This is a genomic window from Plantimonas leprariae (assembly GCF_008802405.1).
Taxonomy (GTDB): domain Bacteria; phylum Pseudomonadota; class Alphaproteobacteria; order Rhizobiales; family Rhizobiaceae; genus Plantimonas; species Plantimonas leprariae.
Genome location: NZ_VZDO01000003.1, coordinates 337,031 through 359,391, shown reverse-complemented (window position 1 = coordinate 359,391; position 22,361 = coordinate 337,031). Strand labels below are relative to the sequence as shown.

Genomic DNA, 22,361 nt, shown 5'->3' with positions numbered 1-22,361 from the left:
CGCTCCACCACCTCCGGCGTCATGCCGGTGCCGTTGTCCGACACCGCCATCACCACGTACTCGCCGGGCGCCATGTCGCGCTCGGTCGAGGCGCGCGGGTCGAGCCGGCGGTTCGTGGTCTCGATCAGGAGGCGGCCGCCGTCCGGCATGGCGTCTCTGGCGTTGATGCAGAGGTTGAGAAGGGCGTTCTCCAGCTGGTTCGGGTCGACCAGCGTCGGCCAGAGCGCCGGCTCGGCCGCAGTGTCGAGCGCGATCTGCGGCCCGACGGTGCGGCGCACCAGCTCCTCCATGCCGGCGACGAGGCGGTTCACGTCGGTGGGCTTGGGGTCCAGCGTCTGGCGCCGCGAGAACGCCAGCAGCCGGTGCGTCAGGGCCGCCGCCCGCCGCGCCGCGCCGCCGGCCGCCGCGATGTAGCGATCGAGTTCGGCGACGCGCCCCTGCGCGATCCGCGCCTCCATCAGCTCCAGCGAGCCCGAGATCCCCGCCAGGAGGTTGTTGAAGTCGTGCGCCAGACCACCCGTCAACTGCCCCACAGCCTCCATCTTCTGCGATTGACGCAACTGCTCCTCCGAGCGGGCGAGAGCTTCGGCCTGCTCGATCTCGACCGTCACGTCGCGCCCGAAGGCGAAGATGACGCCGTTCTCGAACACCGTCGTCCAGGCGATGCGACGCCGGCTGCCGTCCTTGGCGAGGAGCGTGATCCGGTACTCGCCGAGCGTCTCGCCAGCGGCGAGGCGGGCGCGGCGGTCGGCGCTCGCGTCCCGCTCGTCCGGCGGCATCAGGGCCGTGACCGGCCGCCCGACGGCGTCCTCCGCCGTCCAGCCGAGCGCCTTGGTGAAGCCGGGATTGACGGTGAGCACGGTGCCGTCGCCGCCGACCACCATCTTCAGGACGGGCGACAGCGCCCAGGTCCGGTCGCGCTCCTGCGTGGCGGCGCGCTCCTGCGTCGAGTCGCGGCCGACCGCGTTGATCGCGTTCTCGTCCGGCACCGTCGACCAGCTGATCCAGCGCCAGGAGCCGTCCTTGTGGCGGTAGCGGTTGTCGAAGCGGCGATAGGCGTGTCCGGTCGAGGAGGCTTCCGCGCCCTCTTCCGTCCGATCGAGGTCGTCCGGGTGGACGAACTCGAAGACGGTGTGCCCGATCAGCTCGTCCTCGCGCCAGCCGAGGACGTCGGTCCAGGCCGGGTTCACCGCCAGGATGCGGCCGTCGAAGCCGCAGCGCAGCATGATGTCGGAGGAGAGCTCCCAGAGGCTGTTGCGGTCGCGCGTGCGCTCCTCGACCTGGGTCGTCAGCGTGGCGTTCAGCTCGCCCAGCTCCGCCATCGCGGCTTCCAGCCGCTGTCGGCTGTCCCGCAGCGCCGCCTCGCCGAGGACGCGGTCGGTGGTCTCGTTGGTGAAGATGAACAGGCCCGCGACCTCGCCGTCGGGGCCAAGCACGCGCGAATAGGAGAACGACCACCAGGTGTCGGCCGCGCCCCGGTCGGTGCCGAGCTTCCAGGGCAGGTCGACGAAGCGGCGGCTTTCCCCCGCGAAGGCCGCGTCGATGATGGGCTTCGCCTGTTCCCAGCCGTCCGCCCAGACCTTGTCGAACCGCTCGCCCATCGCCCAGGGCAGCCGCGGCCCGAGCAGCGGGAAGTAGGTGTCGTTGAAGAAGAAGCTTAAGTCCGGCCCCCAGGCGAGGATCATCGATTCCGGCGAGTTGAGCACGAGGCTCAGCGCCGACCGGAAGGCGTCCGGCCAGGTCTCGGGCCTGCCGAGCGGATGCCCGGACCAGTCGCGCTCGCGGATCATGCGGGCCGCTTCACCGCCGCCGGCGAGAAACGACAGGGGATCAGGCATCGGGCTCCTCGGCGTCGACGGCGGCGCGAATCACCGATTCCTATAGCAGATGCCGGAGGCGGCGCCCGCCTTTTGCGAAGGCCGTCAGCCCTTCGCCTCGCCGAGCGTGTCCGCCATCACCGCGCCGCGCTCGCCCATCGGCCGCTCGGGTTTCGTCGTGGTGTCGCGTGCCGTCTGGTGCTCCATCTCGGCGTTGAGCTCGGCTCCGAGCAGGACCACGATCGAGGAGATCCAGATCCAGGTCATGAAGCCGATCGCGGCGCCCAGCGAGCCGTAGGTCTCGTCGTAGTCGCCGAAGCTCTGAACGTACCACGAGAACAGGACCGAGAAGCCGACCCAGAGCACGGCGGCCACCGCGCCGCCGGGCGTGATCCAGTTCCACTTCGCGGCCGCGCGGCTGGGCCCGAGCCGGTAGAGCACCGACAGGCCCGCCGCGACGAGAACCAGCAGCACCGGCCAGCGCAAGAGGAGGAGCCAGGTCTCCAGGCCGCCGAGGCCGACGAAGTCGAGCGCGACCGGCAGCGCCACCACCGCGGCGATGGCGAGAAGCAGCACGATCAGCGTGCCGAGCGTGCAGCCGAGCGTCACGAGGTTGAGGCGGACGAAGCCGCGCTTCTCGTCCTCCTCGTAGACGATGTTCAGGGCGTCGAAGAGCGACTTCATCCCCTTGTTCGCGCTCCAGAGCGCCAACCCCAGGCCGAAGATCGTGCCGAAGCCGAGCTTGGCGTCGCTGTGCTGCGTCGTGCGGGCCATCTGGTCGCCGATGATGTCGAGCGCGCCGCCCGGCAGGACGCCGGAGAGCGAGCGCACCTGTTCGCCGACATGGCTCGCGTCGGTGAAGAGGCCGTAGATCGAGATCAGCGCGGTGATCGCCGGAAACAATGCCAGGAGAGCGTAGAAGGTGAGGCCCGCCGCGACGAGCATCAGCCGGTCCTTGCCGAACTCGGCAAAGGTCCGGAAGGCGATGTCCTTCCAGCCGGCGGCCGGCACCTCGGTCGGCTTCCTCGCCGCCCGGCCGCGCCCGTCGGCCGCGGCGGCCGGCGAGGCGTGCGCATCGTCGCCCGGCCCGTCCGGCCGCCAGGGCCGCTCGGCCGGGTCGCCGCGGCCGTCATCCGCCGGACCTGCGGCGCGGCCCGCCGCGAAGCCGGCGAAGGCGAGGGCGCCGCCGGACAGGAGCGCGACGAGCCCGCTCGAAATCCTGCCGTTCCGATAGGATCGATTCCGCATTCGCCGTCTTCCTTCGCGCCTTCCGATCAGGACTAGTTAGCGGCGACGTGAAGAGGCAGAACCGCCGGGAACGGCAAAACGGAGCCGGCGAAAGGAAAAAGCATGACGCGACGACCCACCAACCCGCGCGACGCGGCCGAGGCCGCCTTCCGCAAGGCGACCGCGCCGCAGCGCGCACCCGAGGCCCGACCGGCCGTCGTTCCCGGCGTCAAGGAAGCGGTGACGCTCCGCCTCGACCAGGACGTCCTCCACAAGTTCCAAGACGACGGCCCCGGCTGGCAGGAGCGGATCAACGCGGCGCTCAGGAAGGCCGCCGGCCTCGACTGACGCCGCTTGCTCAGATCGGCTTCGCGGTTTCCTCTTCCTCGAAGCTCACCGCCACGTCGCCGTTGGCGGCGAGGCGCACCCGGTCGCCTTCGACCTCGGCCACGAGGGCGAGCGGGATGTAGTGGTGATGGCCCTTGTGCGAGCCCTCGCCGCTGTCCTTCTTGGTCAGCTTGATGCGCTCGCCCTCGACCCGGTCGACGGTGCCGACATGGACGCCGTCGGCCCCGACGACTTCCATATGTTCCTTGATGCCTTCCGCGTTCGACATGTCCCGTCTCCATCCATGTTGGACGACGGGAACGCGCGAAGGCGCTTGCGGGATGCGAGGGTCAGGCCGCCCGGTCGCTCTCCGCCGGCGGTGCGGTCGGCTCGACCTCGGTCTCCGCGTGGTGCTGGCGGCGGACGAGCCGGAGGATCGCGGCGTGCAGGTCGCCGCCGGCGCCTCGCGTCGCCTCGTCGACGGCGAGGTCGAGGAGGTCGTCGTCCGTCGCATGATAGGCTGCGTAACCCATGTCCGCCTCCCGCCGCTCGTGCCGTCCATCATGCCAGATTCGCCGGCGAAGTTAACCCGCCTTTAACGACGGGGTCGACGGACCCGCCGCCGATTCCGTCGATCGGTCCCGGTCTTCCACCGGAAAATGGCCCAGCAGCCAGTCGCGGAAAGCCCGCACCTTCGGGAGATTGCGCCGGCTCGTCGGGTAGCAGAGCCAGTAGGCCCGCTCGCCCCGGCAGACGAAGTCGAAGGGCTGCACCAGCCGGCCGTCCGCCAGTTCCGCCCGCCAGAAGAACGGCGTCAGCATCGCCGCGCCGTGTCCGGCGACGGCCGCGACCGCTTCGAGGTGTTGCGCGCCGAGCGTCGTCGCTGCCCGGCCGGCCGATGGCGGCCGCTCGACCCCGACCGCGCGGAACCAAGCGTCCCACCACGGGTCGGTCGGGTCGAGCATCGGGCAGCGGGCGAGGTCGGCCGGCGTCGCGAGGCCGCCGATGCGCTCCAGGAGCTTCGGGCTCAGCAGCGGCGTGAAGGCGGCGTCGAACAGGAAATGCGCGGTCAGCCCCGGCCAGTCGCCCTGTCCGGTCCGGACCGCGAAGTCGATGTCCTCGCGATCGAAGTCGGCCATCTCCTGCGAGCTCGCGACGCGCACGGCAAGGTCGGGGTTCGCGAGCTGGAACTCGCCGAGATGGCGCGCCAGCCAGGACGCCGCGAAGCTCGGGATGACGTTGAGCGACAGGGTCCCGCCGGTGCGGCCGCGCGCCGCCGACCAGCCGGCGGCCATGAGGTCCAGCGCTTCCGTCGCCGGTCGGGCGAGCGCCGCCCCCGTGTCCGACAGTTCCAGCCGCCTGCGGCCGCGCAGGAACAGCGCGGCGCCGAGCCGCTCCTCCAGGAGCTTCACCTGATAGCTGACGGCGGCCTGCGTCATGCCGAGCTCGGCCGCGGCCTTGGTGAAGCTCAGGTGCCGGGCGGCCGCTTCGAAGACGCGGAGGGCGGCAAGGGGCGGCAAATCGCGATGCATAAGGTCTCCTTATGCATCATGCCGGAAAACCGGTTGGCGCGGCAAGGGCCGGACGTGGGATCGAAGCGGCAACGACAATCGACCTTCGGAGACTTCCGATGCCTTTCCTGCACCACGTCCAGCACAGCCTCGCGCCCGCGGCTCTCGCGGCGGCCGGGATCGCCTGGAGCGTCCTCGTTCAGCCGCTCCGTGCGAAGCGTCGGCTTCCGACCTTGCGCGAGGAGAATCTGTCCGACTGGCTCCTCGCCGACATCGGCTGCCGGGACGGCCGCGACACGGGGGCCCGGCGGGAGGCGCGGCGCTGCGCGCTGCCGCCGCGTGCCGTCCTGTAACCACCTCGGATCAGGCGGGTTTCCGCCCCGCGGTGTCAGGCTCGACGTCGGACGGCACCGCGTCGAGCGCGTCGATCGTCTCGCCGTATTCCGGCGGCTCGGGCACGTCGCGCTTCGTCCCCTCCTTGCCGTCGGCCGCGGACGGGCTGATGACGCGATGCCCGCTTTCCTCGGGGCTGACGGATTTCGACGGCTGCTGGCCGCCGGATGCGGTCTTCGGATCGGACACGGCTCTTCCTCCTCGCGTTTGCGAAGGTTAAGCCGGCCGGGGCCTTCGCGTTCCAGCGGACGGCAGCAGCGGGAGGCGGGGCATGCGCTCGACGAAGACGATCCACGTGGTCGGCTGCCATGCGGAAGGGGAGGTCGGTGACGTGATCGTCGGCGGCGTTTCCCCGCCGCCGGGCGGGTCGGTATGGGAGCAGTCGCGCTTCGTCGCGGCCGACGAGACCCTGCGCAACTTCGTCCTGAACGAGCCGCGCGGCGGCGTCTTCCGGCACGTGAACCTGCTCGTGCCGCCGAAGCACCCCGACGCGGCCGCCGCCTTCATCATCATGGAGCCGGCCGACACGCCGCCGATGTCCGGCTCGAACTCGATCTGCGTTGCGACCGTGCTGCTCGACACCGGCATCGTGCCGATGCACGAACCCGAAACCCGTTTCACGCTCGAAGCGCCCGGAGGTCTCGTGCGGATCCGGGCCGAATGCCGCGCCGGCAAGGCGGTCCGCATCGCCGTCGAGAACGTTCCCGCCTTCGCCGACCGGTTGGGCGCGACGCTGGAGGTCACAGGATTCGGCACGCTCACCGTCGATACGGCCTACGGCGGCGACAGCTTCGTTCTCGTCGACGCCGGCGCGCTCGGCTTCGCGATCCGGCCCGACGAGGCGCGAGAACTCGCCGAAACCGGCGTCCGGATCACCGCGGCCGCGAACGAGCAGCTCGGCTTCCGCCACCCGGAGAACGAAGGCTGGGACCACATCTCGTTCTGCCAGTTCACCGCGCCCGTGGAGCGCGCGGCGGACGGCACGCTCGCCGGCCTGAACACGGTGGCGATCCGGCCGGGCAAGCTCGACCGCTCGCCGACCGGCACCGGCTGCTCGGCGAGGATGGCGGTGCTGCGGGCGCGGGGCGAGCTCGGCCTCGGCGAGACCTTCGTCGGGCGCTCGATCACCGGCTCGGAATTCCGCTGCCGCATCCTCGGCGAGACCACGGTCGCCGGGCGGCCCGCCGTCCTGCCGGAAATCTCGGGCCGCGCCTGGATCACCGGCACCAGCCAGCTCATGCTCGACCCGGACGATCCGTGGCCGGCGGGCTACCGCATCGCCGACACCTGGCCGAACCTCGGGTGAAGCGCCCCGCGCCTTAGTCGGCGGCGATCGCCGCGACGGCCGGCATCGCCGGTACGGTTCCCGCCACCCGCTCGGCGACGGCCTTCGCCTGATCGAAACCGTCGCGCCAGCACATCCAGTCCTCGCTGCTGGGATCGAACGGGTTCGCGGTCCGGTGGACGCCGCTCTTGAAAGCCTTCGCGCCTTCGCTCAACGCCTGCTCGCTCATCGCAAGTCTCGTGGTTTCTCGCGTCCCTGCTTCCGATAACCAGAGTCCCGAGTCGAAATTGTGATGGCTCAGGGAGTTTTTAGGGGGGTGGAACCGGCGCGGATGACGTAACCTTGCCGGTGGAACGCTGGTGGAGGATGCGATGCCGGGAAAGGCGGCGGAACGGACGGCGGGCTTCTATGCCGGCCTCGATCCGGTGGAGGAGTTCCAGGACCTCGCCGCGATCGAGCGCTACCGGCCCGTGCCGGACGGCGCGGTGCTGTTTCTCGCCGACGTCGTCGATTCCACCGGCGCGATCGAGCGGGGCCGCTATGCCGAGGTCAACGTCGCCGCGGCGGCGGTGATCGCCGCCGTCGGCAACGCCCTGCCGAAGGACGCGGCCGCCTTCTCGTTCGGCGGCGATGGCGCGAGCTTCGTGGTGGAGCGCGAGCACGAGGCGGCCGGCCGGCGGCTGCTCGGCGCGACGGTCGCCTGGGCCCGGCGCGAGCTGGACCTGGAACTCCGCGCCGCGGCGGTTCCGGTCGCCGCGATCCGTGCGGCCAGGCGCGAGCTCCTGCTCGCGCGCTTCGCCGTGACGCCGACCCTCGCCTACGCGATGTTCGCCGGCGGCGGCCTCGCCTGGGCGGAGGAGCGGATGAAGGCCGGCGAGTACCGGGTGGACGCGCCAGCCGAGCCGGTGCCCCTCGACCTGTCGGGCCTCCACTGCCGCTTCGCCGAGTTCCCGGCGAAGAACGGCGTCATCCTGTCGGTGATCGTGGTCCCGGCCGGAGCCGACGAGGCCGCCGGCTTCGCCGCGGTCGCGACCGAACTCCTCGCCCTCGCGATGCGGCGCGAAGCGGATCTCCGGCCCGTCCGGGACGGCGCGCCGCGGGTGGAATGGTCGCTGGCGAAGTTCCTGATGGCGCGGAAGACCGCCGCCGCCAGAGCCGGCCGGCGCAGCGTCGGCGCGCTCGCGAAATCCGATCTCTTCGGCGCGCTGTCCAACCTGATCTTCCGTTCCGGCCTGAGCGTCGGCGGCTTCGATCCGAAGCGCTACCTGACCGACCTCGTCCGCAACACCGACTTCCGCAAGTTCGACGACGGCCTGCGCATGACCATCGATTGCAGCGCCAGGACCGCCGACGAGATCGAGCGCTTCCTCGCCGCCGAGCGCGCCAAGGGCCGCATCCGCTACGGCACGCACCGGCAGGAGGCGGCGGTGCTGACCTGCTTCGTGCCCTCGCCGACCGCGAGCGACCACGTGCATTTCGTCGATGGCGCGGCGGGCGGCTACGCCTTCGCGGCGCGGGCGCTGAAGCGGCAGAGCCAGGCCGCCCTCGCCTGACCGGTCAGGCTTCGGTCGCGCCCCGGTCCCGTTCCCCGTCGTCGTCCTCGTCGACCCCGACGGTCTCGTCGTCCGCGACGCCGATGACGCCGTCCTCGGCGTCGAACGGCGCCATCGGGTCGCCGCTGTCCTCGTCCTCGCCCGCCTCGTCCGGCGCGTCGCCCTCGACGACGCGGGACTCGTCGCGGGTCATGCCGGGGATCGCCGGCGTCGGCCGGGTCGGCTGCTCGTCCTGCTCGCGCGGGCTCATGGGCGTCTCCTTCGTGCGGTTCCCGCGGGAAAGACGGGGCGGCGCGGCTTCGTTCCGCCGACCGTTTCTTTGCCGGGCACCTTTCCGCCGCCCGGCCGTTGAGGCGGGAACGCAAGCGAGGAGCGAGACATGAGCGACATCCCGATCAAGCCCGCGGCGGAAGGCGCCGGCGGCGCGCCGGACCCCGACGCGCAGGAACTCGCCGCCAAGCACGACATCCCGTTGAACGAGGCCGAGCGGGTGATCGCCGAGCGCGGCAACGACCGCGGCGAGGTCGACGCCGAGGCGCAGCGGCAGAAGCTGGACGGCACGATCGAGCCCTCCACCGGCGATTGACGCCGGCGTTTCCGCGGCGCTAAGAGCGGCACCACCCCCGCTTTTCCCGCATCCATCCGGAACGAGCCGTTCCCGAAGGATGCGGACCCAAGGGCCGCGCCACCCCCGCGGCCCGTCGCAGCTCAAGGTTTCCGATGGCGATCGAAGACGCGAACGGCGCTTCCGCGCAAAGCGAAGCGCCATCGCCCGTGGTGCCGCCCGTCGAGGACCGCTTCGCGGTGTTCCGCAACGACCGGTTCCTGCGCTACTGGCTGGCGCGCTTCGCCGGGGCCTTCGCGACGCAGATCGTCGCCGTCTCGGTCGGCTGGCAGGTCTACGCCCTGACCCGCGATCCCCTCATCCTCGGCCTCGTGGGCTTGAGCCAGTTCCTGCCCTCGCTCGTCTTGGTGCTCGTCACCGGCGCGGCGGCCGACCGCTATCCGCGCCGCCTGATCATGGGGATCGCCGCGATCGTCGAGGCCGGCGCAGTGGCGGCGCTTCTCCTCCTCACTTGGCACGGCCTCGCCTCGCCGGTCCCGATCTTCGCGGTGCTGGCGGTGATCGGCGTCGCCAGGGCCTTCTTTGGACCGGCGAGCTCGTCGCTCGTCGTCAACCTCGTCGGCAAGGAGCAGCTCGCCGGCGCGATCGCCTGGAACTCGTCGTCCTGGCAGATCGCCTCGGTTCTCGGCCCCGTCGCCGGCGGCCTCCTCTACGGCGTCTCGGCCTATCTCGCCTACTCGATCGGCGCGGTGCTCTTCGCGCTCGCCGCCGTGCTCGTCCTGTCGATCCCGGCGCCCGCCGAGCGGAGCCGCGCGGCCGAGCCCGCCAGCCTCCAGAGCATGGCGGCGGGCTTCGGCTTCATCTGGGGCGAGAAGGTGGTGCTCGGCGCGATCTCGCTCGACCTCTTCGCCGTGCTCCTCGGCGGCGCGGTGGCGCTGATGCCGGTCTATGCGAGCGACATCCTCCATGTCGGCCCCTGGGGCCTCGGCCTGCTCCGCGCCGCGCCCGGCGTCGGGGCGGTTCTGACGGTGATCTGGCTGACCCGGCATCCGATCCGCGACCATGCGGGCCTGATCATGTTCGGCTTCGTCGCGGTGTTCGGCGCCTTCACCACCGTCTTCGGCCTGTCCGCGATGCCCTGGCTGTCGATCGGGGCGCTCGCCGTCATGGGCGGGGCGGACATGATCAGCGTCTACGTCCGCGAGACGCTGATGCAGCTCTGGACGCCGGACGACGTGCGCGGCCGGGTCAACGCCGTGAACTCGGTATTCGTCGGCGCGTCGAACGAGCTCGGCGAGTTCCGCGCCGGCCTGATGGCGTCTTGGATCGGCGCGGTGCCGGCCGTCGCGCTCGGCGGCATGGCGACCGTCGGCGTCGCGGCGCTATGGGCCTGGATGTTCCCCGAGCTCCGTCGCGCCCGCACCCTCGAAGGCCGTCACTAGCGGGCCGGCGGCGCCCAGTCGCAGGCGTCCCCGAGGATCGCCGCGATCCGCTCGATACCGTCCCGATCCTCGGCGTCGAACCGCGCCGGGACGGGGCTGTCGAGATCGATCACCCCGACGATGCGGCCTTCCGCGCGCACCGGCACCACCAGTTCCGAGCGGGACGCCGCGTCGCAGGCGATATGCCCCGGAAAGCTATGGACGTCCTCGACCACGATCGAGCGCGCCTCCGCCACCGCCGTGCCGCAGACCCCGCGCCCGACCGGGATGCGCGTGCAGGCGGGCTTGCCCTGGAACGGTCCGACCACCAGCTCGCCGACGCTTCGCAGCACGTAGAACCCCGCCCAGTTGAGGTCCGGCAGCGCGCCCCAGAGAAGCGCGCTCGCATTCGCCATGTTGGCGACCGGATCGCGCTCGTCCTCCACGAGGCCGCGAAGCTGCAGGGCGAGCTCGCGATAGAGTTCGGGCTTCGATCGGGCCTCGATCGTGGCGGGAGCGAACATAGGGGCGGCCTCGCGTATCTGATGCGGCGGCGGGAGCCCTAGCAGAACCCGCGTCCGAGCGCGACGGAGGCCGGTCGCACCCCGACGCGCGGTTGAACGGCGTCCGGCTTCGTTCTAGAGCATCCTCGACCCTCGCGGCCGGCGGCCTCCTCGCCCGCTCCGCGCAACCGACGCTGGAGGGGCGGATGCAGTTCGGCCAGCTCAAGCGGATGGTGTTCTCGCGCAGCCTCGCGCTGGTGCACGACACCGTCATGGGCGCCGCCGCCTTCATCCTGTCGCTGGCGCTGCGCGTCGACTGGGCGATGTTCGAAGCCAACCTCTGGGCCTATCTCGCGGCCGCACCCGCCTTCGGCCTTCTCGTCGCCCTGGTCGGCCTGGTTCTCGGCATGAACCGCGGCGTCTGGCGCTACGCCTCGCTCTCCGACCTCCTCGCGATCGTGAAGACCGCCAGCCTGTCGGTCGCCGTGTTCATCGTCGCGCACTTCCTCCTCGTGCGCCTCGAGGCGATCCCGCGCTCCTCGATCGTCATCGTCTGGGCGTTCCTGATCATCCTCCTCGCCGCGCCGCGGCTGCTCTACCGCATCTACCGCGACCGCCGCGACGCGCGGCGCTACCACGGCGAGACCGGCGCCGGCGTCCGCAACGTCCTCCTCGTCGGGGCGGGCGACAATGCCGACCTTTTCCTGAAGATGCGCTCGGAGCGGGGCGGCTCGGGCTACAACATCCTCGGCATCATCGATGAGCGCGGCCGGCGGGTGGGCCGCTTCATCCAGGACGTGCCGGTGCTCGGCACGCTCGACAAGCTGCCGCAGCTCGTCGAGCGCTTCGCCGAGCGCGACCGGCGGCCGGACCTGCTGATCCTGACGCGCACCCGCGACGACTACGACCGGCACGCCAGCATCGAGGAACTGGTGGAAGCGGCGAACCGCGAGCATCTCCAGCTCCTGCGCCTGCCGGACCTTTCCGAGATGCGCGGCCTCGATCACGAGATCCAGCTCCAGCCCGTCCGGCTGGAGGACCTGCTGCAGCGCCCGGCGCTCCGGCTCGACGCCGCCGAGATCGCGGCGATGATCGAGGACCGGGTGGTGCTGATCACCGGCGGCGGCGGCTCGATCGGCTCCGAGCTCGCCCGGCAGGTGGCGGTGCTGCGGCCCCGCCGGCTGGTGCTCCTCGACGCCTCCGAATACCTGCTCTACTCGATCGAGAGCGAGCTGCGCACCGCCTATCCCGACCTCGCGGTGGAGGCGGTGCTCTGCAACGTGCGCGAGCGCGAGGTCGTCGCCCGGGCGATCGCCGCCCACACGCCGAACGTCCTCTTCCACGCCGCCGCGCTGAAGCACGTGCCGATCGTCGAGTCCCACCCGCTGGAGGGCATCGCCACCAACGCGCTCGGCACCCGCAACGTCGCGGAAGCCGCGGCACGCGCCGGCGTCGCGGCGATGATCCTCGTTTCCACCGACAAGGCGGTGAACCCCGCCAACGTCATGGGCGCGACGAAGCGCATGGCCGAGATGGTCTGCCAGGGGCTCGATCTCGGCGCCGCCGCCGGCGAGAGCGGCACCCGCTTCGTGACGGTGCGCTTCGGCAACGTCCTCGGCTCGGCCGGCTCGGTGGTGCCGCTGTTCGAGCGGCAGATCAAGGCCGGCGGCCCGCTCACCGTCACCCATCCGGCGATCGAGCGCTACTTCATGACGATCCCGGAGGCCTGCCTCCTCGTCCTGCAGGCGGCGGCGCACTCGCTGCGCCGGCCGGGCGAGCGCGGGCGCATCTTCGTGCTCGACATGGGAACGCCGGTGAAGATCGTCGATCTCGCCCGCAACCTCATCCGCCTGTCGGGCCTCCGGCCCGAGGTGGACGTCCGGATCGTCTATACCGGCCTTCGTCCCGGTGAGAAGCTCTACGAGGAGCTGTTCGACGCGCGCGAGACGCTGGCGCAGACCGATGCCGCCGGCATCCTCGCCGCCTCGCCCCGCGCCATCGAATACGGCGTCATGGCGCGGATCCTCGACGAGATGCGGCGCCTGATCGAGGCGAACGACGTCGCCGGCGCGCTGCGCCTCCTCCAGTCCACCGTGCCCGATTTCGTGCCGGGGCCGGAAACGCTGGAGCGCATGCGAAGCGAGCGCCCCGCGCCGCCGCGCCTCCTCGCCGTGCCGGCGGCCGAGGAAGCACCTTGAACTATCCGCCCCAGGTGCGGCGAAGGACGTCCAGCCAGTTGCGCCAGGCGATCCGCTCGACGAGCTCGCGCCCGTAGCCGGCGCCGAGCATCACATCGAGCAGCGCCGGTAGGCCTGCCGCCGAGCCGATGCCACGCGGGATCATCGCGCCGTCGAAATCCGAGCCCAGCGCGACGCCGCCCTCGCCGAGATGTTCGAGGAGGTGGTCGAGATGGCGGACCATCACGTCGAGGCCCGTATCCTCGTCCATCTGTCCGTCCGGCCGCAGGAAGGCGGTGGCGAAGTTGAGGCCGACGAGGCCGCCGGAATCGCGGATGACGGCGAGTTGCCGGTCGGTGAGGTTGCGGCTCACCGGGCAGATCGCGTGGGCGTTGGAATGGGTGGCGACGAGCGGCGCGTCGGAGAGCCGCGCCACGTCGCCGAACCCGGCCTCGTTGAGATGCGACAGGTCGACGAGGATGCGCAGCTCGTTGCAGCGCCGGACCAGCCGCCGGCCCGCTTCCGTCAGCCCGTCGCCGGTATCGGGCGAAGAGGGATACCGCATCGGCACGCCGTGGCCGAACCAATTCGGCCGGCTCCAGACCGGGCCGAGCGAGCGCAGGCCCGCGGCGTGCAAGACGTCGAGCATCGCGAGGTCGGCGTCGATCGCCTCCGCCCCCTCGATGTGGAGAACGGTCGCGAGAGCCCCGGCCGCCATCGCCGCCTCGATCGCCGCGACCGTGCGGCAGACGCGGAGCGCGCCCTTCGAGCGCGCTTCGAGCCGGAACAGGATCGCGGCCATCGCGACGGTGTCGCTCGCGGCGCCGCTTTGAGTCAGCGGCGCGGGGAGCGGCAGGTCGTAGGGCGCGATCCGCATCGCGTCCGACAGCGACTGGTCGCGCGGCGAGGGCGGGAAGATCGCGAAGAGGCCGCCCGCCAGCCCGCCGGCTTTCGCCGATGCCGCGTCGATATGGCCGCCCGCGCCACCGGCAAAGAAGAATTCGGCGGCCTGGCCGGTCGGGTCGGCCCAAAGCCGCAGGAGCGTGTCGTTGTGGCCGTCGAAGACCGGGATCGAGGACTCGGATCGCGGGGCGGTTTCGGTGCGGGACATCGGATCCAAGGCTCCCCGGTTGCTGTCGCGACCCGGTTACAGGCCCGCGCCCCGCCTTGCCAAGCCGCCCGGGCGCGGTTGCAAGGGCGGCAAACGAGGCGCATATCCGCCCGCCGGCGGCAAGGAGCGGCACCGATGGCGGCGCGCAAGCAGTTGAAGCTCGGGGCCTTCATGCGGCCCGTCAGCATCCATACCGGCGCCTGGCGCTGGCCGGGCGCTTGGGTCGACGCCAACTTCAACTGGCCGCGCCTCAAGCGCCTGGCCCTCAAGCTGGAGGAGGGCTGCTTCGACGCCTTCTTCATGGCCGACCATCTCGCGGTCCTCAACATGTCGCGCGATGCGCTGCGGCACAGCCATACCGTCACCTCGTTCGAGCCGTTCACGCTGCTCTCGGCGCTCGCCGCCGTCACCGAGCGGATCGGCCTTGTCGCCACCGGCTCGACCTCGTTCGACGCGCCGTTCCACGTCGCCCGGCGCTTCGCCTCCCTCGACCACATCTCGAACGGCCGTGCCGGCTGGAACATCGTCACCACCTCGAACCCGGACGCCGCTCTCAATTTCGGGCTGGAGGAGCATCTCGACCACGACGAGCGCTACCGCCGAGCGCGCGAGTTCTTCGACGTGGTGACGGGCCTCTGGGATAGCTTCGCCGACGACGCCTTCCCGCGCGATGCGGGCACCGGCACCTATCTCGACCCTGACCGAATGCGCGCCCTCGACCACCGCGGCGAGTTCTACAAGGTCAGGGGACCGCTCAACATCGCCCGGCCGGTGCAGGGCTGGCCGGTGATCGTCCAGGCCGGCGCGTCGGAGGCCGGCCGGCAGCTCGCGGCGGAAACGGCGGAGGTGATCTTCGCCGCGCCCGGCAACCTCGAGGACGGGCAAAGCTTCTTCCGCGACGTGAAGGCACGGACCGCCGCCGCGGGCCGGAACCCGGAGCACCTGAAGATCCTGCCCGGCGCCTTCGTGGTAGTCGGCGGCACGGTGGAGGCGGCGCGCGAGAAGCGCGCCCGGCTCGATGCGCTGGTGCCGCAGGCGAACGCCATGGCCTCGCTGTCGATCATGCTCGGGACCGACGCCGGCCGCTTCGACCCGGATGCGCCGCTTCCGGACGACATCCCCGAGACCAACGATTCGAAGAGCGGTCGCGAGCGGGCGATCGCGCTCGGCCGCCGCGAGAACCTCACCGTCCGCGAGCTCGCCAACCGGCTCGGCGGCTATGGCGGCCTTTCCTTCGTCGGAACGCCGGAGACCATTGCCGACGGCATGGAGGAATGGCTGGAGACGGAAGCGTCGGACGGCTTCAACGTCATGTTCCCCTACCTGCCGGAAGGGCTCGACGACTTCGTCGACAAGGTCGTGCCGGAACTGCAGCGGCGCGGCATCTTCCGCCGCGCCTACGAGGGCACGACACTGCGCGATCATCTCGGCCTGCCGCGCCCGGCCAACCGCTTCTTCCGCTGAAAGTTCAGGAACGACCTCCCGCATGGTTCTCGCCCGTTTCCCGCGCCTGCGCTTCGCGCATCTTCCGACGCCGCTGGAGCCGATGGAGCGCCTCAGCCGCCACCTCGGCGGCCCGCGTCTCTGGATCAAGCGCGACGACGCGACGGGCCTCGCCGGCGGCGGCAACAAGACGCGCAAGCTCGAATACTTGATGGCCGATGCGCTGGCCGAGGGCGCGGACACGGTGGTGACGCAGGGCGCGGTGCAGTCGAACCACGCGCGGCAGACGGCGGCCGCCGCGGCGAAGCTCGGCCTCGCATGCCGTCTCCTCCTCGAGAACCGGACGGAGTCCGAGGACGAGGCCTATCTCCTCAACGGCAACGTCCTCCTCGACCGGCTGTTCGGCGCGACGATCTCGATGCGCCCGAACGGTGCGGACATGGCCGCCGAGATGGAGGCGCTGGCGGCGCAGCTTCGGGCGAAGGGCGCGAAGCCCTACGTCATCCCGGGCGGCGGCTCGAACCCGGTCGGCGCGCTCGGCTACAGCAACGCGGCGCTGGAGCTCGTGGCGCAGGCGACGGCGCAGGGGCTCGCGATCGACCATCTCGTCCACGCGACGGGCAGCGCCGGCACGCAAGCCGGGCTCGCCGCGGGCCTTGCCATGCTTCGCAGCGACATCCGCCTCCTCGGCATCGGCGTGCGCGCCCCGAAGGACAGGCAGGAAGCCAGCGTCTTCGCGCTCGCCAACCGCACGGCCGAGCATATGGGACTCGGCGCGATCGTCGCGCGCGAGGCGATCGAGGCGAACTGCGACTATGTCGGAGCCGGCTACGGCGTGCCGACGGAGGGCATGGTCGAGGCGGTGAAGCTCTTGGCTCGCCTCGAAGGGGTGCTGCTCGACCCGGTCTATTCCGGCAAGGGCATGGCCGGGCTGATCGACCTCGTCGGGAAGGGGCACTTCCCGAAGGATTCCGACGTCGTGTTCCTCCATACCGGCGGCGCGCAGGGCCTCGCCGGCTATCCGGACGCGTTCGGCCTTCCCGGCTACGCGTGATGGCGCGGACGGTGGGCATCGTCGGCGGCATGGGGCCGGCGGCGACGGTGGAGTTCATGCGCCGGATCGTCGCCGCCACCCCGGCGGCGGACGACCGCGACCACCTGCGGATGCTCGTCGACAACAACCCGAAGATCCCCTCGCGACTCCGGGCGATCCTCGAAGGCGACGGCGAGGACCCGGCTCCGGTGCTGGAGGCGATGGCGCGGGGTCTCGCGCGCGCGGGAGCGGATTTCCTCGCAATCCCCTGCAACACCGCGCATCACTATCTGGATGCCGTCCGCGCAGCCTCGCCCGTGCCGGTGCTCGACATGCTCGGCGAGACGCTGGCGGTGCTGGCCGGCGGCCGGGCGCCGGCGAAGCGGGTCGGCCTCCTCGCCTCGCCGGCGCTCAGAAAAGTCGGGCTCCTCGACCGGCGGTTCCAGGCGGCCGGCGTCGCCGTCGTGCATCCGGACGCCGCCGGCGAAGCGGCGCTGGAGCGGGTGATCCGCGCCGTGAAGGGCGCGGGAGCGGGCGAAGCCGAGCGCGAGGCCTATGCCGGCGTCGCGCGGGGTCTCGCAGGCGAGGGCGTCGACGCGCTGCTCGTCGCCTGCACGGAACTGTCGATGCCGCCGCCGCCGGACGCGGGCGTCCCGGTGCTCGACACGCTCGACACCCTGGTCGCCGCGGTGATCCGGGAGGCGACGCTTCCCGACTGAGGTATGCGGTCAAGGAAATGTTTCACGTGAAACATCCGGGCCACTCTCAAACCTCGATCCCTTCCTCGGCGATGACCTTCTCGGCCACCTCGCGCACCGCGTCGGGCAGGGGCCGCGGGGTCAGGTCGATCCCGGCCGAGAGATGGTCGACGATGTGCTGGATCGCCGTGACGCGGCTGTACTTCTTGTGGTTCGAGGCGACGACGCGCCAGGGCGCGTTTTCCGTCGAGGTCTTCGCGATCATCTCCTCGGCGGCGTCGATGTAGAGGTCCCACTTGTCGCGGTTGCGGAAGTCGTCGGCCGAGAGCTTCCAACGCTTCAGGGGGTCGTCCATGCGCTTGGCGAAGCGCTTCAGCTGCTCCTCGCGGTCGATCGCGAGGAAGATCTTCACGACGCGGGTGCCCGAATCGACCAGCGTCTTCTCGAACTCGACGATCTCGCCGAACGCCCGCTTCCAGGCCGGCTTCTCCGCATAGCCTTCCACCCGCTCGACGAGGACCCGCCCGTACCAGGAGCGGTCGAAGACGGCGATCTCGCCCTTGCCCGGCAGGCGCTGCCAGAAGCGCGACAGGTAGTGCCGCTTCAGCTCCTCCGGCGTCGGCGCGGCGATCGGCCAGACCTTGAAGCCGCGCGGATCGAGAACCGCGGAGATGCGCCGGATCGTGCCGCCCTTGCCGGCCGCGTCCCAGCCCTCGAACACGATCGCGGCCGAATGCTCGCTGCCGAGATAGGCCTGCTCGATCGCCACCAGCGTCCGCTGCAGGTCGGCGAGGCGCTCGTCGTAGTCCTCGTCCTTCGGGAGCTTCCGGTCGAAGTCCTGATCGGCGAAGGAGAAGCGCTCCGGCTTGTCGTGCTTCGTCATGGGCGTTTCCTCCGGTGTCGCGGCCTATCTGCGGCAGGCGGAGCCGAGGCCAAGCCTCGCGGCGCGAAAGGCGTTCAGATGCCGTTCAGTCGGCGCGGCCTATCTCCTCACGCATCGAACGCGGCGGGCGAACCCGCCGCGATCCAGCCGGAGCCTCGCGCATGCTGCGCCGCGTCTTTCGTCCTCTCCTCCTCGCCGCCGGGCTCCTCGGCTCCGGCGCGGCCTTCGCCGCCACGCCGGCGGTGGTGACCAACGATCTCAACATCCGCACCGGTCCAGCTAGCGACTACCAGCGCTTCGCGGTGATCCCGGCGGGCGAGAGGGTGCGCGTCTTCGGCTGCCTCCGGGCCTACAACTGGTGCGACATCGCCTGGAACGGCGAGCGCGGCTGGGTGCACGGCGCCTACCTCGCGACGCTCGGGCGCGACTACTACCGCGAGCCGATCCCGCAGGTCGCGGTCAGGATCGGGGTGCCGGTCTACGGCTTCGAGCCCTACAGCTACCATCGCCGCTACTATGCCGGCCGGCCGTGGTACCACGACCGCTATCTCGGCGACCGCCGCGGGCCCGGCTTCGACGGGCCGCCGCCTCCGCCACCGCCGCCGCGCTACTGGCACCGCGACCGCGAGTTCGGCCGGGACTTCGACCGCCGCGGCGACGACGACCTGCGCGTCGTCAGGCGCGGTCCGCCGCCCCCACCGCCGCCCGGCGACGACTTCGGACCCGGCCGCGGTTTTGACCGTGACCGCGACTTCCGCGATCCGGACCGCTTCGAGCCGCGGGGCGTCCGTCGATACCCGCCGCCCCCGCCAGGCGGCGGCGGCGATTTCCGGCCGGACGACTACTGAAAGTTCCGGCCGCGCGGCAGGGCGGCGCGCGCCGCGCCGTCCGGCGGCTCGAAGCCGGCCGCCACCACGTCGACCCGGCTCGCTTCCAGCGCCGCGAGCCGCAGGCGCCCGAGCCGCTGCGCCCGCAGGCGCGCCTCGTCGACCGGCCGGCGCACCTCGTCGGCACGGGCGAGGAAGTCGGCGGCGCTGAGACCCTCGTCCGGCACGGCGGCCGGCGCCTGGTTGCGCGGGTGGCTGTGGCGGAGCGGGTGCCGCACGTGGTCGGCCGGCATCGTGGCGTTGGCGACGGCCCCGACATCCGCCCCGACCGCGATCCGCATCAGGAGATGCGTCAGGTCCTCGACGCCCTCCGCCACGACGTGGACGACGCCGCGATCCTCCTGCACCCGCCCGCTGATCCGCACGAAACGCGCGCCGAGCACCAGCGGGCGGAAGCGCTCGAACACCTTCGGCCAGACCACGACGTTCGCGATCCCCGTCTCGTCCTCGAGCGTCATGAAGATCACGCCCTTCGCCGAGCCGGGCCGCTGGCGGACGAGCACGAGGCCCGCCACCGCGACGCGCCGGCCGGAGCGTGTCCGGTCGAGGCTCGCGTTCGGGACGATGCGCTGGAGGGCGAGGGCGGCGCGCACGAAGGACACGGGATGCGCCTTCAGGGACAGGCTGAGGAAGCGGTAGTCGTTGATCACCTCCTCGCCGGGCGGCATCGGCGGCAGGTGCGCGTCCGGCTCCGGCTGCAGGTCGCCGCGCGAGGCCGCGGCGAACAGCGGCAGGTGCTCGGATGCCGAGCCCCGGTCGAGGCCTTCCGCCGCCCACATCGCCTCGCGGCGCGTCAGCCCCAGCGAGCCGAAGCCGTCGGCCTCGGCCAGCCGGGCGATGGCGCGGCGCGAGAGCCCCGAGCGGAGCCAGAGGTCGCGCACCGAATCGAAGCCGCCGGAGGTTTCGCGCACCCAGACCATGCGCCGCATCTCGTTCTCGGCTAAGCCCTTCACCCGGTTGAAGCCGAGCCGGACGGCGTTTGCCGAGCGGATGTCGTGCCGCATCTCCGCATGGCGCGGCGCGACCGCGGCGGGCTCGAAGGCTTGGCTCTCCAGCCTCGAATCCCAGCCGGACAGGTTCACGTCGGCGGGGCGCACCTCGATGCCGTGCTCGCGCGCATCGCGCACGATCTGGGCCGGGGCGTAGAAGCCCATCGGCTGCGCGTCGAGCAGGGCGGCGCAGAACACGTCCGGGTAGCGGCATTTCAGCCAGGCGGAGGCGTAGACGAGGAGCGCGAAGGAGGCGGCGTGCGATTCCGGGAAGCCGTATTCGCCGAAGCCCTCGATCTGCCGGAAGCAGCGCTCGGCGAAGTCGCGCTCGTAGCCGCGCTCCACCATGCCCTCGATCATCCGCTGCCCGTAGTCGCCGACATTGCCGTGGCGCTTGAAGGTCGCCATCGCGCGGCGGAGGCCGTCGGCCTCGGCGGGTTCGAAGCCGGCGGCCGTGATCGCGATCTGCATAGCCTGTTCCTGAAACAGCGGCACGCCGAGTGTCTTTTCGAGGATCTTCGCCAGTTCCGGCTTCGGATAGACCGGCTGCTCCAGCCCCATCCGGCGGCGGAGATACGGGTGCACCATGTTGCCTTGGATCGGCCCGGGACGGACGATGGCGACCTGGATGACGAAGTCGTAGAACCGCTCCGGCTTGAGCTTCGGCAGCATGCTCATCTGCGCGCGGGATTCGATCTGGAAGGTGCCGAGCGTGTCGGCCCGCTGCGTCATCGCGTAGGTCGGCTTGTCGTCCTGCGCCATCGACAGGCTCGCGAGGGTGAGGTGCTTCCCGTAGTGCTTCGCGAGGAAATCGAAGCCGCGCCGGAGGCAGGACAACATGCCGAGGGCGAGGATGTCGATCTTCAGGATGCCGAGTTCGTCGAGGTCGTCCTTGTCCCATTCGACGATGGTGCGGCCCTTCATGCCGGTGTTGAGGACCGGCACCACCTCGTCGATCCGGCCGCGCGTCAGCACGAAACCGCCGACATGCTGCGACAGGTGCCGCGGAAAGCCGGCGAGCTCGCTGGAAAAGTGCAGCACGTGCGCTGTGGTCCGATCGCCGGGGCTGAGGCCCGCGTTCGCCGCTTCCCGCTCGCCGAGGTCGGTCGAATGGTAGCCCCAGACCGAGCCGGAGAGCGCCGAGACCGCGTCCTCCGACAGGCCGAAGGCGCGGCCGACCTCTCGCGCGGCGGACCGGGCGCGATAGGTGATGACGGTCGCGGCGAGCGCGGCGTTGTTCCGCCCGTACTTGTCGTAAATCCACTGGATGATCTCGTCACGCCGCTCGTGCTCGAAATCGATGTCGATATCGGGCGGCTCGTTACGGTTCGGCGAGATGAAACGCTCGAACAGGAGACCCCCTTGCGTGCGCTCCGGCGAGACCTCGGTGATGCCGAGGCAGAAGCAGACGACGGAGTTCGCTGCCGAGCCGCGCCCCTGGCAGAGGATCTTCAGCTCCCTCCGGGCCGCCTTCACTATGGCGTGGACGGTGAGGAAGTACGGCTCGTATTCGCGGTCCCCGATGATCCGCAGTTCGTAGTCGATCTTCTCGATCAGCCCCTCCGGAACGCCGTCCGGGTAGCGCCATCGCGCGCCGTCTAGTGCCATGCGGCGCAGCACCTCGGCCGGCGTGCCGTCGAGACGGGAGATTTCGTCCGGGTATTCGTATTTCAGGCTTTTCAGGTCGAATTCGAGCTCGGCGAAGAAGCGGGTCGTCTCGGCGAGCGCTTGCGGCCAGTCGCGGAAGAGCTTCGCCATCTCGCGCGCCGAGCGGAGGTGCCGCTCGGCGTTCGGCAGGAGGCGATGGCCGGCCTCGGCCACCGTCACGTGCTCGCGGATCGCGGTCACCACGTCCTGCAGCGGGCGGCGCTCCGGCGCGTGGTAGAGGACGTCGCCGACCGCCATCAGGGGCGTCGCGGCGCGGCGCCCGATCTCCGCCGCCATCTCGCCGCGCCGCCGGTCGCGCCCGTCGAGGCGGGGGGCGAGGGCGAGGCGCACCGCGCCGGGAAAGCGCGTGCCGAGGGCGGCGAGCCGGCGGGCGAAGGCGGCAGCGCGCCGTGCCGCCTGCGGCGTCTCGTCGGCGAGGTCGTCCGGGGCGAGCACGGCCAGCGACAGGTCCTCGCCCCATTCGAGGAGGTCGTCGAAATGGAGGCGGCAGTCGCCCTTGCTCGTCCGCAGGTTGCCGCGGCTGAGGAGCCGGCAGAGCCGGCCCCAGCCGGCGCGGTTGCGTGGGTAGGCGAGGACGTCCGGCGAGCGGTCGGCGAAGACGAGCCGCGCTCCCGGCCGGAAGCGGACGCCCGCGAGGCGCGCCGCCTCGTAGCCGCGCACGACGCCCGCGAGCGTGTTGCGGTCGGCGATGCCGATCCCGGCGAGGCCGAGCGCTCGTCCCGCCGCGACGAGCTCGGCCGGGCTTGACGCGCCGCGCAGGAACGAGAAGTTCGAGGCGCAGCCCAGTTCCGCATAGGGCGGCACGCGCTCCAGCGCGAGCGGGAAGCGCTTTTCTCCGTTCACGTCCGCTCCCCGCCGCTCACGGCAGCA

The 22,361-nt window shown here is 71.4% G+C and carries 23 protein-coding genes; 11 read left to right on the top strand and 12 right to left on the bottom strand.

What is annotated here, in order from left to right; all coding sequences use genetic code 11:
* Together F6X38_RS06345 and F6X38_RS06340 are read right to left on the bottom strand one after the other, a co-directional pair.
* On the bottom strand, positions 1 to 1,838 hold a 1,838-nt coding region (locus F6X38_RS06345; RefSeq protein WP_150968754.1), incomplete at its 3' end, for a hybrid sensor histidine kinase/response regulator.
* A gap of 84 nt (positions 1,839 to 1,922) precedes the next feature.
* The gene (locus tag F6X38_RS06340; RefSeq protein WP_150968753.1) at positions 1,923 to 3,065 is read right to left on the bottom strand and encodes a YihY/virulence factor BrkB family protein; all 1,143 of its coding nucleotides are present in this window, start codon (positions 3,063 to 3,065) and stop codon (positions 1,923 to 1,925) included.
* 102 nt (positions 3,066 to 3,167) lie between these two features.
* Here F6X38_RS06340 and F6X38_RS06335 point away from each other — a divergent pair, with 102 nt between their 5' ends.
* Positions 3,168 to 3,392 carry a BrnA antitoxin family protein gene (locus F6X38_RS06335; protein ID WP_150968752.1) on the top strand — a complete coding sequence of 75 codons (225 nt, stop codon included), beginning with the start codon at positions 3,168 to 3,170 and terminating at the stop codon, positions 3,390 to 3,392.
* A 10-nt stretch (positions 3,393 to 3,402) separates the two neighbouring features.
* Here the strand turns inward: F6X38_RS06335 and F6X38_RS06330 are convergent, their stop codons facing one another.
* From F6X38_RS06330 to F6X38_RS06320, 3 genes are all read right to left on the bottom strand, one after another.
* Entirely contained in the window at positions 3,403 to 3,660 is a 258-nt protein-coding gene (locus F6X38_RS06330) for a DUF2171 domain-containing protein (protein WP_150968751.1), read from the bottom strand.
* Between the two features lie 61 nt (positions 3,661 to 3,721).
* Entirely contained in the window at positions 3,722 to 3,904 is a 183-nt protein-coding gene (locus F6X38_RS06325) for a hypothetical protein (RefSeq protein ID WP_150968750.1), read from the bottom strand.
* 51 nt (positions 3,905 to 3,955) lie between these two features.
* Positions 3,956 to 4,903: a LysR substrate-binding domain-containing protein gene (locus F6X38_RS06320; protein WP_150968749.1), complete on the bottom strand. Its 948-nt coding sequence runs from the start codon at positions 4,901 to 4,903 to the stop codon at positions 3,956 to 3,958.
* 98 nt (positions 4,904 to 5,001) lie between these two features.
* On the opposite strand from F6X38_RS06320, the gene F6X38_RS06315 reads away from it, so the two are divergent.
* Complete coding sequence (locus tag F6X38_RS06315) at positions 5,002 to 5,235, top strand: hypothetical protein (RefSeq protein ID WP_150968748.1); 234 nt, start codon at positions 5,002 to 5,004, stop codon at positions 5,233 to 5,235.
* 10 nt (positions 5,236 to 5,245) lie between these two features.
* On the opposite strand, the gene F6X38_RS06310 is transcribed toward F6X38_RS06315, so the two are convergent.
* Positions 5,246 to 5,464 (bottom strand): hypothetical protein, encoded by a 219-nt coding sequence (locus F6X38_RS06310; RefSeq protein WP_150968747.1) that lies wholly within the window; start codon positions 5,462 to 5,464, stop codon positions 5,246 to 5,248.
* Between the two features lie 82 nt (positions 5,465 to 5,546).
* Between F6X38_RS06310 and F6X38_RS06305 the strand changes: the two genes are divergently transcribed.
* On the top strand, positions 5,547 to 6,581 hold the full coding sequence (locus F6X38_RS06305) for a trans-3-hydroxy-L-proline dehydratase (protein ID WP_150968746.1): 1,035 nt from the start codon (positions 5,547 to 5,549) through the stop codon (positions 6,579 to 6,581).
* A gap of 13 nt (positions 6,582 to 6,594) precedes the next feature.
* Here the strand turns inward: F6X38_RS06305 and F6X38_RS06300 are convergent, their stop codons facing one another.
* On the bottom strand, positions 6,595 to 6,789 hold the full coding sequence (locus F6X38_RS06300) for a hypothetical protein (RefSeq protein WP_150968745.1): 195 nt from the start codon (positions 6,787 to 6,789) through the stop codon (positions 6,595 to 6,597).
* A gap of 142 nt (positions 6,790 to 6,931) precedes the next feature.
* Here F6X38_RS06300 and F6X38_RS06295 point away from each other — a divergent pair, with 142 nt between their 5' ends.
* Positions 6,932 to 8,113 carry a DUF3095 family protein gene (locus F6X38_RS06295; RefSeq protein ID WP_150968744.1) on the top strand — a complete coding sequence of 394 codons (1,182 nt, stop codon included), beginning with the start codon at positions 6,932 to 6,934 and terminating at the stop codon, positions 8,111 to 8,113.
* Positions 8,114 to 8,117: 4 nt separating this feature from the next.
* Here F6X38_RS06295 and F6X38_RS06290 read toward each other — a convergent pair whose 3' ends face one another.
* Complete coding sequence (locus F6X38_RS06290) at positions 8,118 to 8,363, bottom strand: hypothetical protein (protein ID WP_150968743.1); 246 nt, start codon at positions 8,361 to 8,363, stop codon at positions 8,118 to 8,120.
* A 129-nt stretch (positions 8,364 to 8,492) separates the two neighbouring features.
* Between F6X38_RS06290 and F6X38_RS23300 the strand changes: the two genes are divergently transcribed.
* The gene (locus tag F6X38_RS23300; RefSeq protein ID WP_161992642.1) at positions 8,493 to 8,699 is read left to right on the top strand and encodes a hypothetical protein; all 207 of its coding nucleotides are present in this window, start codon (positions 8,493 to 8,495) and stop codon (positions 8,697 to 8,699) included.
* Positions 8,700 to 8,833: 134 nt separating this feature from the next.
* Positions 8,834 to 10,120 (top strand): MFS transporter, encoded by a 1,287-nt coding sequence (locus F6X38_RS06280; protein WP_150968742.1) that lies wholly within the window; start codon positions 8,834 to 8,836, stop codon positions 10,118 to 10,120.
* On the opposite strand, the gene F6X38_RS06275 is transcribed toward F6X38_RS06280, so the two are convergent.
* The gene (locus tag F6X38_RS06275) at positions 10,117 to 10,623 is read right to left on the bottom strand and encodes a GAF domain-containing protein (protein ID WP_150968741.1); all 507 of its coding nucleotides are present in this window, start codon (positions 10,621 to 10,623) and stop codon (positions 10,117 to 10,119) included. The two genes, F6X38_RS06280 and F6X38_RS06275, sit on opposite strands and share 4 nt — an antisense overlap.
* Positions 10,624 to 10,715: 92 nt before the next feature.
* Here F6X38_RS06275 and F6X38_RS06270 point away from each other — a divergent pair, with 92 nt between their 5' ends.
* Positions 10,716 to 12,800 carry a nucleoside-diphosphate sugar epimerase/dehydratase gene (locus F6X38_RS06270; protein ID WP_202617940.1) on the top strand — a complete coding sequence of 695 codons (2,085 nt, stop codon included), beginning with the start codon at positions 10,716 to 10,718 and terminating at the stop codon, positions 12,798 to 12,800.
* 1 nt (position 12,801) lies between these two features.
* On the opposite strand, the gene F6X38_RS06265 is transcribed toward F6X38_RS06270, so the two are convergent.
* On the bottom strand, positions 12,802 to 13,890 hold the full coding sequence (locus F6X38_RS06265) for a dipeptidase (protein WP_150968740.1): 1,089 nt from the start codon (positions 13,888 to 13,890) through the stop codon (positions 12,802 to 12,804).
* Between the two features lie 135 nt (positions 13,891 to 14,025).
* On the opposite strand from F6X38_RS06265, the gene F6X38_RS06260 reads away from it, so the two are divergent.
* Genes F6X38_RS06260 through cuyB form a run of 3 tightly spaced genes read left to right on the top strand, consistent with a single transcriptional unit; the run spans position 14,026 to position 17,085 of the window.
* Positions 14,026 to 15,354 carry an LLM class flavin-dependent oxidoreductase gene (locus F6X38_RS06260; protein WP_150968739.1) on the top strand — a complete coding sequence of 443 codons (1,329 nt, stop codon included), beginning with the start codon at positions 14,026 to 14,028 and terminating at the stop codon, positions 15,352 to 15,354.
* A 22-nt stretch (positions 15,355 to 15,376) separates the two neighbouring features.
* Positions 15,377 to 16,387 (top strand): D-cysteate sulfo-lyase, encoded by a 1,011-nt coding sequence (cuyA, locus tag F6X38_RS06255; RefSeq protein ID WP_150968738.1) that lies wholly within the window; start codon positions 15,377 to 15,379, stop codon positions 16,385 to 16,387.
* Entirely contained in the window at positions 16,387 to 17,085 is a 699-nt protein-coding gene (gene cuyB, locus F6X38_RS06250; protein WP_150968737.1) for a cysteate racemase, read from the top strand. The genes cuyA and cuyB overlap by 1 nt, the downstream gene beginning before the upstream one ends.
* A gap of 46 nt (positions 17,086 to 17,131) precedes the next feature.
* On the opposite strand, the gene F6X38_RS06245 is transcribed toward cuyB, so the two are convergent.
* Positions 17,132 to 17,947, bottom strand: coding sequence for a polyphosphate kinase 2 family protein (locus F6X38_RS06245; protein ID WP_150968736.1), 816 nt, complete (start codon positions 17,945 to 17,947; stop codon positions 17,132 to 17,134).
* A 161-nt stretch (positions 17,948 to 18,108) separates the two neighbouring features.
* Here F6X38_RS06245 and F6X38_RS06240 point away from each other — a divergent pair, with 161 nt between their 5' ends.
* Positions 18,109 to 18,795 carry an SH3 domain-containing protein gene (locus tag F6X38_RS06240; RefSeq protein ID WP_150968735.1) on the top strand — a complete coding sequence of 229 codons (687 nt, stop codon included), beginning with the start codon at positions 18,109 to 18,111 and terminating at the stop codon, positions 18,793 to 18,795.
* Here the strand turns inward: F6X38_RS06240 and F6X38_RS06235 are convergent.
* Positions 18,789 to 22,304, bottom strand: a complete 3,516-nt coding sequence (locus tag F6X38_RS06235; RefSeq protein WP_161992645.1) for an error-prone DNA polymerase — start codon at positions 22,302 to 22,304, stop codon at positions 18,789 to 18,791. The two genes, F6X38_RS06240 and F6X38_RS06235, sit on opposite strands and share 7 nt — an antisense overlap.
* Between the last annotated feature and the right edge of the window lie 57 nt (positions 22,305 to 22,361).